The organism is Mycobacterium sp. 012931 (assembly GCF_000419295.1).
GTDB lineage: Bacteria > Actinomycetota > Actinomycetes > Mycobacteriales > Mycobacteriaceae > Mycobacterium > Mycobacterium marinum.
Map to the genome: position 1 here is coordinate 5,022,171 of NZ_AOPX01000001.1, position 14,066 is coordinate 5,036,236.

At 68.2% G+C, this 14,066-nt stretch carries 11 protein-coding genes; 5 read left to right on the top strand and 6 right to left on the bottom strand.

Features of this window, described 5'->3' with window-relative positions:
• Positions 1–111 precede the first annotated feature (111 nt).
• The 4 genes from usfY to MMSP_RS22045 all read right to left on the bottom strand — a co-directional run bounded on the left by usfY (position 112) and on the right by MMSP_RS22045 (position 2,848).
• Positions 112–423 carry a protein UsfY gene (gene usfY / locus MMSP_RS22030; RefSeq protein WP_020788405.1) on the bottom strand — a complete coding sequence of 104 codons (312 nt, stop codon included), beginning with the start codon at positions 421–423 and terminating at the stop codon, positions 112–114.
• 112 nt (positions 424–535) lie between these two features.
• Positions 536–922 (bottom strand): hypothetical protein, encoded by a 387-nt coding sequence (locus MMSP_RS22035; RefSeq protein ID WP_036426866.1) that lies wholly within the window; start codon positions 920–922, stop codon positions 536–538.
• A gap of 79 nt (positions 923–1,001) precedes the next feature.
• Positions 1,002–2,342 (bottom strand): L-lysine 6-transaminase, encoded by a 1,341-nt coding sequence (gene lat, locus MMSP_RS22040; protein WP_036427482.1) that lies wholly within the window; start codon positions 2,340–2,342, stop codon positions 1,002–1,004.
• Positions 2,343–2,395: 53 nt separating this feature from the next.
• Positions 2,396–2,848: an Lrp/AsnC family transcriptional regulator gene (locus tag MMSP_RS22045; protein WP_020788408.1), complete on the bottom strand. Its 453-nt coding sequence runs from the start codon at positions 2,846–2,848 to the stop codon at positions 2,396–2,398.
• 33 nt (positions 2,849–2,881) lie between these two features.
• Here MMSP_RS22045 and MMSP_RS22050 point away from each other — a divergent pair, with 33 nt between their 5' ends.
• The 5 genes from MMSP_RS22050 to nei2 all read left to right on the top strand — a co-directional run bounded on the left by MMSP_RS22050 (position 2,882) and on the right by nei2 (position 11,888).
• Positions 2,882–4,153 carry a VOC family protein gene (locus MMSP_RS22050; RefSeq protein WP_020788409.1) on the top strand — a complete coding sequence of 424 codons (1,272 nt, stop codon included), beginning with the start codon at positions 2,882–2,884 and terminating at the stop codon, positions 4,151–4,153.
• Positions 4,154–4,230: 77 nt separating this feature from the next.
• Complete coding sequence (locus tag MMSP_RS22055) at positions 4,231–5,745, top strand: aldehyde dehydrogenase family protein (RefSeq protein ID WP_020727300.1); 1,515 nt, start codon at positions 4,231–4,233, stop codon at positions 5,743–5,745.
• 48 nt (positions 5,746–5,793) lie between these two features.
• On the top strand, positions 5,794–6,468 hold the full coding sequence (locus tag MMSP_RS22060) for a TetR/AcrR family transcriptional regulator (RefSeq protein ID WP_020788410.1): 675 nt from the start codon (positions 5,794–5,796) through the stop codon (positions 6,466–6,468).
• A 56-nt stretch (positions 6,469–6,524) separates the two neighbouring features.
• Positions 6,525–11,120, top strand: a complete 4,596-nt coding sequence (locus MMSP_RS22065; protein ID WP_174524048.1) for an ATP-dependent helicase — start codon at positions 6,525–6,527, stop codon at positions 11,118–11,120.
• 3 nt (positions 11,121–11,123) lie between these two features.
• Positions 11,124–11,888, top strand: a complete 765-nt coding sequence (gene nei2, locus MMSP_RS22070; RefSeq protein ID WP_036426867.1) for an endonuclease VIII Nei2 — start codon at positions 11,124–11,126, stop codon at positions 11,886–11,888.
• 14 nt (positions 11,889–11,902) lie between these two features.
• Here the strand turns inward: nei2 and MMSP_RS22075 are convergent, their stop codons facing one another.
• Positions 11,903–12,820 (bottom strand): PHB depolymerase family esterase, encoded by a 918-nt coding sequence (locus MMSP_RS22075; RefSeq protein ID WP_012393114.1) that lies wholly within the window; start codon positions 12,818–12,820, stop codon positions 11,903–11,905.
• Positions 12,821–12,872: 52 nt separating this feature from the next.
• The gene (locus MMSP_RS22080) at positions 12,873–14,003 is read right to left on the bottom strand and encodes a PPE family protein (RefSeq protein ID WP_020788413.1); all 1,131 of its coding nucleotides are present in this window, start codon (positions 14,001–14,003) and stop codon (positions 12,873–12,875) included.
• Positions 14,004–14,066 lie beyond the last annotated feature (63 nt).

Consider the following 14,066-nt stretch of genomic DNA (forward strand, 5'->3'; position numbering starts at 1 on the left):
CCGCCGAGATGCCCCACCCCCGCAGCCGCGACAAACACCAACAAGCACCGGCGCGGCAGGGGGGCGGACTCCGCAGCCGCCAAGCGACGACGGGGTGCTCACCAATGGCGTCTAGCTGGCCAGCCGCTGTCGACGGACTTCGGGGTGTTCGCTGTACCGGCGATCGGCAATCCTGCGAACCCGTCGATGCTCGAACGCCAGCCAGATCAAACCGACCACGGCGACAGTGAGCGCGACCACGCCGGAAGCCATGCCCTCGGAGTGATGCCCGGTACCGAAGGCCGCCAGCGACCCGACGCCGCCGATTACGCCCGCCACGACCAAGAGGTACCCAGGCCAGTGCAGCACGTCGATCAGCGACTCGCCTGCGAGTGGCCGCGTCGTCCGCAAGTGGTCGACGGGGTCACGATAGGTGTCCCCCATGGCTCCTCCTCTACTATCCCGTTCTATCCCGCGATTGCTGCCATTACCAGGCATTACCTTCAACGGTAGAACTCCCCGAACAGGATGTGGAGTGATCAGGGCAAATTATTTGTCAAAGTGCCAGTACCGGACCCGCAATTGACGGAACGCCCAGGGAAAGAGCCACCACCATCAGCGTCAGCAAAAACCAGCCGGCGCCGTGCCACCCCCACCAGGTGCCCCCGTCACGCCACACGCGATAGGTGCGCACGAAGGCCCATATCCCGCTGGCGAACAGGATCGCCGGCGCCCCGAGCGCGAGCAAGGTGCGCTCGGGCATGCCACACGCCGCGGTGTCGACTCCTGCGCGTCCGCCGCACGTACTGACCCATAACGCCGCCATGATGAGGAAGCCGACGACAGCGCTGGCCGCCAGGGCCGCAAAGCGGATAGCAGCTCGGACCTCTTCGTCATCCTGTCCGAGGCGATCACCGTCCGATCGCTCATGCACCCTTTGCATCCTGAACCCCAATCCTGCGTTCTGCGGATACACAGCAAACCGAATACCCCGCCGGGAGCTGGGATAAACAGCGCGCGGCTCAGGTCATAGCCGATAATGCGCTACGCACGGCCGCAATTGCCAGATCGATTTCGTCGCGACCGACGGTGAGCGCGGGACGAAATCGCACACTGACCTTACCGGCCGGCAACGCAATGACCGCCCGCTGCCACAGACGCTGAATCAATTCGTCGCGATCGGCGGTGGTCGGCAGGTCGAAGGCGCACATCAGGCCACGCCCACGGGGATGCAGAACCACCGCCGGCAGGTCCTTGGCCAGCTCGTCGAATTGGGCACGCAGGTAGCGACCCTGCTCGGCCGCGTTATCGACCAATCCTTCGGCCTCGATCACTTCCAGAATGCGGCGGGCGCGCACCATGTCGGTGAGATTGCCGCCCCAGGTCGAGTTGAGCCGCGACGAGGCGGCAAACACGTTGTCGACGATCTCGTCGACCCGGCGGCCGGCCATCACCCCGCACACCTGGGTCTTCTTGCCGAACGCCACCACATCGGGTTTCACCCCGAGCTGCTGGTAAGCCCAGGGGGTACCGGTCATTGCGCAACCCGTCTGGACCTCGTCGAAGATCAGCAGCGCATCGTGCTCGTCGCAGAGCCGTCGCATCGCCCCGAAGAACTCGGGCCGGAAATGCCGGTCACCACCTTCACCTTGAATGGGTTCGGCGATAAAGCAGGCAATGTCGTGCGGGTGCGCCTCGAACGCGGCGCGGGCCTGAGCCAAGGACTCCGCCTCCACGGCATCCATGTCGGCATCCGGCCGAATGTATGGAGCATCGATGCGCGGCCAGTCGAACGTCGGGAAGCGGGCGACATTGACCGGCTTGGTGTTGGTCAGCGACAACGTGTAGCCGCTGCGGCCGTGAAACGCCCCGCGCAGGTGCAACACCTTGGTGCCCAGCCCCGCATCGATACCGAGTGCCTGGTTGTGCCGGCTCTTCCAGTCGAAAGCCACCTTCAGCGCGTTTTCGACAGCCAATGCGCCACCGTCGACGAAGAACAGGTGCGGCAGTGCCGGGTCGCCCAGCACTCGCACGAAGGTCTGGACGAAGCGCGCCATCGGCACCGAGTACACGTCGGCGTTGCTGGGCTTGTTCAGCGCCGCCTCGAGTAGTTCGGCGCGGAACTGCTCGTCCTCGGCCAACCCCGGGTGGTTCATCCCCAATGCCGACGAGGCGAAGAAAGTGAACATGTCCAGGTAGCGCCGACCGGTTCGGGCGTCGACCAGATACGAGCCGGCGGATTGGGACAGATCGAGCACCAGGTCGAAGCCATCGACCAGCATGCTGCGCCCCAGCACCTCCTGGACGTCATCTGCTTCTATTTGCTGGCATGCAGGCACGGTGGATCTCACGGCGGCGGTCATGCCGACCATGCTAGCGTGTTATTTACGAAAACATGACCCTTGGGCCGGAAAGATTATGGTATAAACTGCCGATAACTGTAAAAAGTATTCAAAATGATGGCGCTTCGCGTGCGCACGTTAGCGGTCGCCCGGATCCGCTGCAGCAGGTCCTCCAGCGCCCGCGCGGAGACAACCCGCACCAGCAGGACATAGCTCTCTTCACCGGCCACCGAATGACACGACTCAACCTCATGGATGTGTTCCAGACGGGCGGGCGCATCATCGGGTTGGGAAGGATCAAGAGGAGTAATCGCCACGAACGCCGATAGAAAGTGCCCCACCGACTCGGGGTCGACGCGCGCTGAGTACCCGGTCACCACACCGCGTGACTCCAGTCTGCGCACCCGCGACTGGACCGCCGAGACCGAAAGACCGGCACTGGCCGCCAGCTCCGCAAGGGTCGCACGCCCGTCGGAGACCAGCTGGCGCACCAGGATCCGGTCGATGTCGTCGAGCGTCTCACCCATGGGCGCAGACTATCGCAGCAGCCAGGGCACACCATGAGTTCGACGAATAAGCTGGCTACCTGGGAACTGCGGGCCCGCTTCGCCGCGGGACTGTCGGCCATGTACGCCGGCGAAGTCCCCGCATACAGCACGCTGGTGGACGTCACCGCAGAGGTGAACCGTGACTGTGTGGCAGCGCACTCCGGCGCCGAACGGCTGGGATCACTGCAGCGGGTCACCGCCGAGCGCCACGGCGCCATCCGGGTGGGCAGCCCCGCCGAACTTGCCGCCGTCGCCGACCTGTTCGCCGCGTTCGGCATGTTCGCGGTGGGCTTCTACGACCTGCGCTCGGCCCGGTCGCCGATTCCCGTGGTATCCACCGCATTCCGCCCAATCGACGCCGAAGAATTGGCGAACAACCCCTTTCGGGTGTTCACCTCGATGCTGGCCACCGGCGACAGCCGGTTCTTCGATTCCGGGCTGCGCGCGCGAGTGCTGACATTTCTGGGCCGCCGGCAGCTGTTCGACCCCGCGCTGCTGGCCCAGGCCCGGGTGATCGCCGCCGAAGGCGGCTGCGACGCCGCGCAGGCACCGGACTTCGTCGCCAAAGCCGTGGCGGCGTTCGCGCTCTCGCGCGAGCCGATCGACAAGGCGTGGTACGACGAGCTCTCGCGGGTATCGGCGGTGGCGGCCGACATCGCGGGGGTCGGCTCGACCCACATCAACCACCTCACGCCACGCGTGCTCGACATCGACGACCTCTACGCGAGGATGACCGGGCGCGGCATCACCATGATCGAGGCGATCCAGGGTCCGCCGCGCACCGTCGGACCCGCGGTGCTGTTGCGCCAGACGTCGTTTCGCGCATTGGCCGAGCCGCGACTGTTCCGCGGTGCCGATGGCACCGTCACCGAAGGCAGCCTGCGGGTGCGGTTCGGCGAGGTCGAGGCGCGCGGCGTCGCGCTGACGCGACGCGGACGGGAGCGCTACGACGCCGCGATGGCACGGCTCGCCGGCGCCGGGGACCCAGCCACGATCTGGAGCGACCACTTTCCGGCGACCGATGCCGAAATGGCGGCGCAGGGTCTGGCCTATTACCGCGGCGGTGACCCGTCGGCGCCTATCGTCTATGAGGACTTCCTGCCCGCCTCGGCGGCCGGCATCTTCCGCTCCAACCTGGACGGCGATACCCGCACCGGGCAGGCGGCCGGCGCCGTGGACAGCGACCCCGATTACCACGTGGGGTGGCTGGCCGGGGCCATCGACCGCGACATTCACGACCCGTACTCGCTCTACGATGCACTCGCCACCGAGCGGGCGCGATGACGGTGCACGGCGCAGCGACAATCGGCAACAAGCAGCCACAGACAGCGACAAACAGTGAAAAGGAGCGAGCGGGGCCAATGACCCACTCAGATGAGCTACGTAACCGGGTACGCAAGGCGTTCGAGGCGATCGGCGTGACCGCCAGCCTCGACGAGCCGGGCGGACACGGGATGCCGTCGAGCACGCCTATCACCTGCGAGACGCTGTTCACCCTGACCGCCACCACTGCCGAACAGACCGAGCGCAGCATCGCCGACGCGCAGGCCGCGTTCACCCAATGGCGAAGCACGCCGGCGCCGGTGCGCGGCGCATTGGTGGCCCGCCTCGGTGAGTTGATCAGCGCACACAAGCACGACCTGGCCGAGCTGGTGACGATCGAAGTCGGCAAGACCGGCTCCGAGGCGCTGGGCGAAGTGCAGGAAATGATCGATATCTGCGAGTTCGCGGTCGGCCTGTCCCGCCAGCTCTACGGTCTCACCATCGCCTCCGAGCGCCCCGGGCACCGGCTCATGGAGACCTGGCATCCGCTCGGTGTGGTCGGCGTGATCACCGCGTTCAACTTCCCGGTTGCGGTTTGGGCATGGAACACCGCGGTGGCGCTGGTGTGCGGCGACACCGTGCTGTGGAAGCCCTCGGAGCTGGCGCCATTGACGGCGCTGGCCTGCCAGGCACTGCTGACCCGGGCCGCGGCCGACGTCGGCGCGCCGCCGTCGGTGGGCGCTGTGGTGCTGGGTGGGGCCGAGCTGGGCGAACAACTCGTCGATGACCCGCGCATCGCGTTGCTGTCCGCGACGGGTTCGGTGCGCATGGGCCAGCAGGTGGGGCCCCGGGTCGCCCGGCGATTCGGCCGGGTACTGCTGGAACTGGGCGGCAACAACGCGGTCATTGTGACGCCATCGGCCGACCTGGACCTGGCGGTGCGGGGCATCGTGTTCGCCGCCGCCGGTACCGCCGGGCAGCGCTGCACCAGCCTGCGCCGCCTGATCGTGCACAGCTCCGTGGCCGACGATGTGGTGGCGCGCGTCGTCGCCGCCTGCCGCACGCTGCCCGTCGGCGACCCGTGCGATCCGGCGACCCTGATCGGCCCGCTGATCCATGAGACCGCCTACCGCGACATGCTGGGCGCGCTGGACCAGGCGCGCGCCGAGGGCGGCGAGGTGATCGACCCCAACCCGCGCCGCGACGGCCCCGCGGGCGGCTATTACGTCGCACCGGCGGTGGTCCGGATGCCGGCGCAGACCGCCATTGTGGCGACCGAAACCTTCGCCCCCATCCTCTATGTCCTCACCTACGACGATCTAGATGACGCGATCGCGCTCAACAATGCTGTACCGCAGGGACTCTCGTCGGCGATCTTCACCAACGACCTGCGTGAGGCCGAGCGCTTCCTGGCCGCATCCGACTGCGGGATCGCCAACGTCAACATCGGGACATCGGGCGCGGAGATCGGCGGGGCGTTCGGCGGCGAGAAGCAGACCGGCGGCGGCCGCGAGTCCGGTTCGGATGCCTGGAAGGCGTATATGCGCCGCGCCACCAACACCATCAACTACTCCACCGAGCTGCCGCTGGCCCAGGGCGTCCAGTTTGGGTGAGCCTGCGCGCTAGCGGAGGGCGTTGGCCGCGTGAGTAGTATCTTCCCCATGGCGACAGCCAGAAGGCGGTTATCCCCCGAGGATCGACGCGCTGAACTGCTCGCCCTGGGGGCGGAAGTTTTCGGCAAGCGACCTTACGACGAGGTCCGCATCGATGAGATTGCGGAGCGCGCCGGGGCTTCGCGCGCGCTGATGTATCACTACTTCCCGGACAAACGGGCGTTCTTCGCGGCGGTCGTCAAGGACGAGGCGGATCGGCTCTACGAGGCCACCAGCATCGAGTCCCCCGTCGGAATGACGATGTTCGAGGAGATCCGCCTCGGCGTGTTGGCCTACATGGCCTACCACCAACACAACCCGGAGGCCGCCTGGGCCGCCTACGTGGGCCTGGGACGCTCCGATCCGGTTCTGCTGGGCATCGATGACGAGGCCAAGAACCGCCAGATGGAACACATCATGACCCGGATCGGCCAAGTCGTGAGCGGCATTCCGGGCAGCACCGCGCTGGACCAGCATGTCGAGCGTGACCTGCGGGTGATCATCTACGGCTGGTTGGCGTTCACCTTCGAAATCTGCCGCCAGCGGATCATGGACCCCGGCACCGACGCCGACCGCCTCGCCGACGCCTGTGCCCACACGCTGCTGGACTCGATCGCGCGGGTGCCCGAGATTCCCGGCGAGCTCGCCGAGGCGATGGCGACCGCCCGACACACGCCGCAATAGTTTTTGTCGGTGCCCGTTGGCACCATGGCTAGGTGAGCACCGCGCGCCCCGAACCCCTGGGCCCCGAACCCCTGGGGCGGTTCAGCGCGATCACTCGCGAATGGTTCACCAACACCTTCGCCGCGCCCACCCCAGCACAGGCCAGCGCCTGGGCCGCCATCGCGGCCGGCGACAACACGTTGGTGATCGCCCCGACCGGCTCGGGTAAGACGCTCGCCGCGTTCCTGTGGGCCCTGGACAGCCTGGCCCGTTGCCCCGACCGCACGGCCGGCACCCGGGTGCTCTACGTATCGCCGCTGAAGGCCCTGGCGGTCGATGTGGAGCGCAACCTGCGCACGCCGCTGGCCGGGCTCACCCGGCTTGCCGAACGCCGGGGTCTGCCCCCACCGCAGATCAGCGTCGGGGTCCGCTCCGGGGACACACCGCCGGCGGTGCGCCGCCAACTCATCACGCGACCGCCCGACGTGCTGATCACCACCCCGGAGTCGCTGTTTCTGATGTTGACCTCGGCCGCACGCGAGACGTTGGCCGGGGTGCAGACCGTCATCGTCGACGAGATCCACGCGATCGCGGCCACCAAGCGCGGAGCGCACCTGGCGCTATCCCTGGAGCGACTCGACCAACTGGCCCCCGATCGCCGCGTCGGGCCCCCCGCGCAGCGCATCGGGCTATCGGCGACCGTACGACCGCCCGAGGAACTCGCCCGGTTCCTGTCCGGATCGGCGCCGACCACCATCGTCGCCCCGCATTCGGCCAAGACCTTCGACCTCGCGGTGCAGGTTCCGGTGGCTGACATGGCCAACTTGGCGAACAACACCATCTGGCCCGATGTGGAGTCTCGGTTGGTCGACCTCATCGAGTCGCACAACTCGACCATCGTGTTTGCCAATTCGCGGCGACTAGCCGAACGGCTCACCGCACGGCTCAACGAGATTCACGCGGAGCGGTCCGGCATGACGCTCCCGTCGGAGGCCAACACGCAGGTCGCCGGCGGCGCCCCGGCCCAGATCATGGCCAGTGGGCAGACCTTCGGCGCTGCGCCCCTGCTGGCCCGGGCCCACCACGGTTCGGTCAGCAAGGAACAGCGCGCCCAGGTCGAGGAGGACCTCAAACGCGGAGCGCTCAAGGCGGTGGTGGCAACCTCGAGCCTGGAACTCGGGATCGACATGGGGGCTGTCGATCTGGTGATTCAGGTGGAAGCACCGCCGTCGGTGGCCAGCGGCCTGCAACGCATCGGGCGGGCCGGCCACCAGGTCGGCGAGGTTTCCCGCGGGGTGCTGTTCCCCAAGCACCGCACCGACCTACTCGGCTGCGCGATCAGCGTGCAGCGCATGCGCACCGGCCAGATCGAGACCATGCGGGTGCCGGCCAACCCGCTGGACATCCTGGCCCAGCACACGGTCGCCGCCGCCGCCCTGGAGCCGCTCGACGCCGATCAATGGTTCGACACCGTGCGCCGCAGCGCTTCCTTCGCCACCCTGCCGCGCAGCGTCTTCGAGGCCACGCTGGATCTGCTGTCGGGCAAGTATCCGTCCACCGAATTCGCCGAGTTGCGCCCACGACTGGTCTACGACCGCGGAACCGGAACGCTGACCGCACGCCCCGGGGCGCAGCGCCTGGCCGTCACCTCCGGCGGCGCCATCCCCGACCGCGGCCTGTTCACCGTCTACCTGGCCAGCGAAGCGGAAAAGCCCTCTCGGGTAGGCGAACTCGACGAGGAGATGGTCTACGAGTCCCGGCCGGGTGACGTGATCTCGCTGGGTGCCACCAGCTGGAGAATCACCGAGATCACCCACGACCGGGTGCTGGTGATACCCGCTCCGGGCGAACCCGCTCGGCTGCCCTTCTGGCGCGGTGACGATGTCGGCCGCCCCGCCGAACTGGGCGCCGCACTGGGCGCGCTCACCGGCGAGTTGGCCCGGCTAGACCGCGCGGAATTTGACAAGCGTTGTGCGGGGTTGGGTTTCGACGATTTCGCGACGGACAACCTGTGGGGACTGCTCGACGACCAGAAGACCGCGACCCGGGTGGTACCCACCGACACCACGCTGCTGGTCGAGCGCTTCCGCGACGAGCTCGGCGACTGGCGGGTAATCCTGCACTCGCCCTACGGCCTGCGGGTGCACGGCCCACTAGCGCTGGCAGTCGGCCGGCGACTGCGTGATCGCTACGGCCTCGACGAGAAGCCAACGGCCTCCGATGACGGCATCGTGGTTCGATTGCCCGACACCATTTCCGACACCGGCACCGAAACGCCCCCGGGTGCCGAGCTGTTCCTTTTCGACGCCGACGAGATCGACGCGATCGTGACCGCCGAAGTGGGCGCTTCGGCGTTGTTCGCCTCCCGATTCCGGGAGTCGGCGGCCCGGGCGCTGCTGCTCCCCCGCCGCCATCCCGGCCGCCGGTCACCGTTGTGGCACCAGCGCCAGCGCGCCGCGCAGCTGCTGGATGTGGCGCGCAAGTACCCCGACTTCCCGATGGTGCTGGAAACGGTGCGCGAGTGTCTGCAGGATGTCTATGACGTTCCGACGCTGACCACCCTGATGACCGACATCGCCCAGCGTCGGGTTCGGGTGGCCGAGACCGAAACCACCAAGCCCTCGCCGTTCGCGGCGTCGCTGCTGTTCGGCTACGTCGGCGCGTTCATGTACGAGGGCGATGTGCCGCTGGCCGAGCGCCGCGCCGCGGCACTGTCACTGGACAGCACGCTGCTGGCCGAGTTGCTCGGCCGCGTCGAGCTGCGCGAGCTGCTGGACCCCGAGGTGATCGCCGCGACCGGCGGCCAATTGCAGCACCTGTGCGCCGATCGGGCCGCCCGCGACGCGGAAGGGGTGGCGGATCTGCTGCGGCTGCTGGGTCCACTAACCGAGGACGAGGTCGCGGCGCGGTCCGACACCACCGGCGGCACCGACATCGGCGGCTGGCTAGAGGGCCTGCGTGCCGCGCGGCGCGCGCTGGAGGTGTCCTACGCGGGCCACAGTTGGTGGGTGGCTGTCGAGGACATCGGCCGGCTGCGCGACGGCGTCGGCGCGGCGGTTCCGGTGGGCTTACCGGCCGCCTTTACCGAGGCGGTGGCCGACCCGTTGGCCGAGCTGCTGGGCCGCTATGCACGCACCCACCCGCCGTTCACCACCGCCGAGGCCGCGGGCAGGTTCGGCTTGGGGCTGCGGGTGACCGCCGATGTACTGGGCCGGCTGGCCAGCGACGGGCGCTTGGTGCGTGGCGATTTCGTCGCCACCGGGGTCTTTGGCGGCGCGGGGTCCGAGCAGTGGTGCGATGCCGAGGTATTGCGCATCTTGCGGCGCCGTTCGTTGGCCGCGCTGCGGGCCCAGGTTGAGCCGGTCAGCACCGCTGCCTACGGACGTTTCCTACCGGAGTGGCACCAGGTGGGCGGCGCCGACTCGGGCCACGGCGGCATTGACCGGCTGGCATCGGTGATCGATCAGCTCGCCGGCGTGCGGATCCCCGCGTCCGCGCTGGAACCGCTGGTGCTGGCCCCGCGGGTGCGCGACTATTCCCCGGCGATACTCGACGAGCTGCTTGCCACCGGCGAAGTCACCTGGGCGGGCGCCGGATCCATTTCGGGCAGTGACGGTTGGGTGACGCTGCACCTTGCCGATTCGGCTCCGTTGACCCTGGCCGCACCCGCCGAGATCGAGTTCGGCGAAGCCCACCGGGCGATCCTGGACACGCTGGCCGGCGGAGGTGCCTACTTCTTCCGCCAGCTCATCGGCGACATACCGGATGAGGCGGCGATCAAGGCCGCCCTGTGGGAACTGATCTGGGCCGGCCGGGTCTGCGGCGACACGTTCGTGCCGGTGCGGGCATTGCTCGGTGGCGGCGGCCCGGGGAGCCGAAAACGCTCCGCCCCCGCGCATCGCGGACACCGCCCACCCCGGCTCAGCCGATACAGCGTCGCCCATGCCCAGCCCCGTTCCGTCGACCCGACCGTGGCCGGCCGCTGGTCGCTGCTGCCGCCGCCGGAGCCGGACTCGACGGTGCGGGCCCACTACCAAGCCGAGCTGCTGCTGAACCGACACGGTGTGCTGACCAAGGGTGCGGTGGCCTCCGAAGGTGTTCCGGGCGGATTCGCGACCCTCTACAAGGTGTTGAGCGCGTTTGAGGATGCCGGGCGATGCCAACGCGGCTACTTCGTCGAGTCGCTCGGTGGTGCGCAATTCGCCGTCGCGGCCACCGTCGACAGATTACGCAGCTACCTCGACGATCCGAGCGCTTTCACCGACAGCCGGCGTCCGCAATATCAGGCCGTGCTGCTGGCCGCCGCCGACCCGGCCAACCCCTATGGCGCCGCGCTGCCGTGGCCCACTTCGGACGACGACGGTTCCAACGTCGGGGCCCGCCCAGGCCGCAAGGCCGGGGCACTGGTCGTGCTGGTGGATGGCGCCCTGGCCTGGTTCCTCGAACGAGGCGGGCGAACGCTGCTGACCTTCACCGACGACCCCGAGGCCAACGCTGCGGCGGCCATCGCGCTGGCCGACCTGGTCGCCACCCGGCGGGTCGGGTCACTATTGGTCGAGCGAATCAACGGAGTGCCGGTGCTACAGGCCGGGGCCGGCCAGGCGAGCCTGGCGGTCACCGCCCTGGCCGATGCCGGCTTCCTACGCACGCCTCGCGGTCTGCGGCTTCGGTGAGCCATCCCCGAGGGTGACACCGTCTGGCACACCGCAGCCAGGCTGCGTCAATACCTGGCCGGAAAAACGCTGACCCGCTGTGATATTCGGGTGCCGCGGTTCGCGACCGTGGACCTGACCGGGCAAGTGGTGGAGGAGGTGCAAAGCCGCGGCAAGCATCTGTTCATCCGGACCGCTCTGGTCAGCATTCACTCCCATCTGAAGATGGACGGCAGCTGGCGAGTCGGCGACCGGCCGCCGCGGGTAGACCACCACGCACGAATCATCCTGGAAGCCAACGATATCCGGGCAGTGGGCGTTGACCTGGGCGTGCTGGAGCTGCTGGAGCGCGACAACGAGGGCGCCGTCGTCGCGCATCTGGGGCCCGATCTGCTGGGTGAGGACTGGGATCCACACATCGCGGCCGCCAACCTGGCCGCCGACCCGCATCGTTGCATCGCCGAGGCACTGCTCGACCAACGGGTGCTGGCCGGGATCGGCAACATTTACTGCAACGAGCTGTGCTTCGTCAGCGGACACCTGCCAACCGCGCCGGTCAGCGACGTTGCCAAGCCGCTGCGCCTGGTTACCCGCGCTCGAGAAATGCTGTGGGCCAACCGGCTGCGCTGGAACCGCACCACCACCGGCGACACCCGCGCCGGTCGGCAGTTGTGGGTCTACGGCAGGGCCGGTCAGCCATGCCGGCGCTGCGCGACCGGCATCGAGCGCCAAGGGCCTGACGGCTCCAGCGAGCGGGTGCGGTACTGGTGCCCGGCCTGCCAACGCTGAGCCGGCGATCCCAGCTACTCGCGGGCGTGGGTCACGAAGAATTGGACAATCGCCTCCGACCCGTCGAATGCGCGGGTGGTGGCCCCGATGACCGGCTTGGGCAGGTACTGCCTGCTGCCCGGCCAGGTGTGCCCGCCGTTGCCGATCTGGTAGAAGATCACTTCCGTGCCGGGGGCGCACGCGGTGGAATCGAAGCGCAGCACCACCGTTGAATCCCCGGCTTCGGGCAACTCTGCTACCGCTGGTTTGCCTTGGCACTCATCGACTGCCCGCCAGCGCTCGATCATGCTCGCGGCCGAGATGGCGCGGCTGAGCCCGCCGCGCCCGCGCACCTTGCCTCCCTTGAAGGGCACCACCCGATCTGCGGTACCGTGCGCCGCCAACACCGACACCGGGCGGGACGGATTGCACGGCACACCCACGCCCAGCGTGCCGGCGATCGGAGCGATCGCCGCGAATACGTCCGCGCGGTCACACGCCAGGCGGTTGGACATGAATCCCCCGTTGGACATCCCGGTGGCGAAGACGTGCCCGGCCGGCACCCCAAAGTCCTTCTGTACCTTGCCCACTAGGGCCACCAGGAAGCCGATGTCATCGAGGTGGCGCCGGTCGGCCGGTGCGGCCCCCCGCCCGTCGGCCCAGCTCTTGTCGTAGCCGTTGGGATACACCACCAGCAAGTTGTTCGCGTCGGCCGCGGAGTCGAAGTCGGTGAGGCGTTGCTGTCCGGCGCCGCTGGAGCCGCCACCGTGCAGATTGAGTACCAGCCCAGTCGGCGGACCGGGCGGCACGTGCAGGATGTAGGTCCGCTTGAGACCGCCGAACGCAAACATTCCGGCCTCGTTTCGCGCGCGGGGCACCGAGGTTTGTTGTTCACCGCACCCCACCAGGCATAGCGCCAGAACCAGCAGTGATAGCCAGCGCACCCCGAGCATGACGCAAAGTTACCGACCGCTGCCCCAACGTGCTTGACGGCCTCCCCGCCGTTCAGCCCGCCGATGGCGGTCGGGGCATGAACGTCCCCTTGAGTTCCAGGCCGTATTCGAGGTCTTCGTACTTCTGCTGCTTGCGCTTGCGCCAACCGCTGCCCGCCGAGATCGGCGGCGGCATCAGCGGTGGCAGCATCGGAAACCCGGACTCCGCGGTCCCGAGCGGTGATGCCACCGACGCGAGTTGCACCGGCGTCTGGGCGGCTGGCAACAGCCCGGCCGCAGCGGGTGGTGCGGTGAGGTTGCCTATCGGCATGCCGACCCCCAACGCGGCCGTCGGCGCCGCCGCGGCGCCGACACCTTCCACAGCGCTGGACAAGGTGGCCGCCGACTCCCCCAGCGCCGACTCACCTTCCGACAGTCCCTCGGCGATGTCGGGGGCCACCGACGTCAACGCCTGCGCCGAGGTGTTCTGCGCCAGGTAGCTGAGCAGGTTGACCGGAAAACCGGACGACACAAATTGATTGGCATAGGTGTTGGCCAATCCAAACCAGCCGCTGTTGGGATCGATAGAGGTCAGCGACTGCAATACATCAAGCGGGGAGGCGGCCGCAACGGGAGCCGCGGCCGCCGCGGCCACGTTGGCTCGAGTGGCCGGGCCGGTCAGATCGGGCGTCGACAGCGGCGAAGAGAACTGCGGTAATGCGACAGCTTGTACCGAGGCCGCCTCGTAGCGACACATGGCCGCAGAGTTGTTCACCCACATGCCCTCGTACTGGGCTTCGGTCTCGGCGATGGCCGCAAGGTTTCGGCCCAGTCGGTTGGTGGCCAACAACTGCGCCAGCGCAATCCGGTTGGCCCTGACCTCCGAGGGGTGCACCACGGTCGCCAGCGTGGAGCCAAATGCGGCCGCGGCGACCTGCGCCGATGCCGCCAGTTGCGGGCACTGTTGGGCAGTGGCTCGCAGCCAGGTGAGATACGGGCTGATGGCCCCAACCATCGCCGCCGAGGACGGGCCGCGCCAGACATCGGTCAACACGGACAACACCGGATCGTGAGCGCGAACGGATTCCTCCAAATCGGCGCCCAGCCGCTGCCACGCATCGGCGGCCTCAATCAGTGATTCGGGACCGGGCCCCGAGTGGATCAACGCCGAGGTCATCTCCGGGGGCATCGCGATGAAGTCCATGACATCACCTTGACTACGCGAGAAAATTTTCCGGAACATCGCGTTGACGACGGCGGGAAATGC

Coding starts and splice junctions, on each gene's coding strand:
- usfY (WP_020788405.1), bottom strand. CDS start 423: ATGGGGGACACCTATCGTGACCCCGTCGACCACTTGCGGACGACGCGG.
- MMSP_RS22035 (WP_036426866.1), bottom strand. CDS start 922: ATGCAAAGGGTGCATGAGCGATCGGACGGTGATCGCCTCGGACAGGAT.
- lat (WP_036427482.1), bottom strand. CDS start 2,342: ATGACCGCCGCCGTGAGATCCACCGTGCCTGCATGCCAGCAAATAGAA.
- MMSP_RS22045 (WP_020788408.1), bottom strand. CDS start 2,848: ATGGGTGAGACGCTCGACGACATCGACCGGATCCTGGTGCGCCAGCTG.
- MMSP_RS22050 (WP_020788409.1), top strand. CDS start 2,882: ATGAGTTCGACGAATAAGCTGGCTACCTGGGAACTGCGGGCCCGCTTC.
- MMSP_RS22055 (WP_020727300.1), top strand. CDS start 4,231: ATGACCCACTCAGATGAGCTACGTAACCGGGTACGCAAGGCGTTCGAG.
- MMSP_RS22060 (WP_020788410.1), top strand. CDS start 5,794: ATGGCGACAGCCAGAAGGCGGTTATCCCCCGAGGATCGACGCGCTGAA.
- MMSP_RS22075 (WP_012393114.1), bottom strand. CDS start 12,820: ATGCTCGGGGTGCGCTGGCTATCACTGCTGGTTCTGGCGCTATGCCTG.
- MMSP_RS22080 (WP_020788413.1), bottom strand. CDS start 14,003: ATGGACTTCATCGCGATGCCCCCGGAGATGACCTCGGCGTTGATCCAC.